At 44.3% G+C, this 1,183-nt stretch carries 1 protein-coding gene; it reads left to right on the plus strand.

The features are described 5' to 3' along the window. Positions 1 to 12: 12 nt before the first annotated feature. Positions 13 to 870: an RNA polymerase sigma factor RpoH gene (gene rpoH, locus A3712_RS12220; protein ID WP_063523657.1), complete on the plus strand. Its 858-nt coding sequence runs from the start codon at positions 13 to 15 to the stop codon at positions 868 to 870. Positions 871 to 1,183: the final 313 nt, after the last annotated feature.

The following is a 1,183-nucleotide window of genomic DNA, read 5'->3' on the forward strand; positions in this document are numbered from 1 at the left end:
ATGAGGAACCGAATGGCAAACCAAGCGTATCAAATGGCTTTAGTCACACAAGATAGTTTAGACAGCTATATCCGCTCAGCGAACAGCTACCCAATGCTGACGCCTGAAGAGGAACGTGGACTTGCAGAGCGATTACATTACAAAGGTGAGATCGACGCTGCGAAAGGCTTGATCCTTTCACACCTACGATTCGTGGTGCACGTTGCAAGAGGTTACTCTGGCTACGGTCTGCCTATGGCTGATCTCGTTCAAGAAGGTAACATCGGTCTAATGAAAGCCGTGAAGCGCTTCAACCCAGAGGTTGGCGTTCGATTGGTTTCTTTCGCAGTTCACTGGATCAAAGCTGAGATTCATGAGTACGTACTGCGTAACTGGCGTATCGTTAAGATTGCGACAACTAAGGCACAGCGCAAACTGTTCTTTAACCTTCGTAAATCTAAAAAGCGTTTAGGTTGGTTTAACAACGGTGAAGTTGAGACAGTAGCTCGTGAACTTGGTGTTGAGCCTTCTGAAGTTCGTGAGATGGAATCTCGCTTGGCAGCGCAAGACGCAACGTTTGAAGCACCAATGGATGACGATGACGGCGGCTCTGCTTACACAGCTCCGGTTTACTACCTAGAAGATAAAGCGTCAGACGTTGCTGAAACGGTTGAAGCATCTAACTGGGAGTCTTACACCAATAATCGTTTAGGCCTAGCACTAGCAAGCCTAGATGAGCGTAGCCAACACATTGTTCGCTCACGTTGGTTAGACGACAATAAAGCAACACTACAAGACTTAGCGGATACCTACAGTATCTCTGCAGAACGTGTTCGCCAGTTAGAAAAAAATGCGATGAAGAAATTGAAACAAGCCGTTGGCGATTTCTAACAGCACTTAGTTTCTAAATAGTAGCTAGCAAATAACTGAGTTTTGAAAAGGCCGAGATCGAGAGATCTCGGCCTTCTTGTTTTGGATCGAATTCTCAACTTTTGCGATCGTAGTTTGCAAAATGATTTTGTGGATAACTCTGTGATAAATTTATTCGTCAGTTGTCTAAAAGCAGGGTGTAGTAAGGCTTTGAGCGTGTTTTTTGAGTGGGGATATGTTTTAGTTAACCCACAGTTAGATCAGGATCATCACTACATGTTGTGGATCTATTTTTCCAAAGGCACTTTATTCACGCAATTCACAGATTTATCCA

Origin of the sequence: Vibrio sp. HI00D65 (assembly GCF_001635455.1) — a bacterium.
Taxonomy (GTDB): domain Bacteria; phylum Pseudomonadota; class Gammaproteobacteria; order Enterobacterales; family Vibrionaceae; genus Vibrio.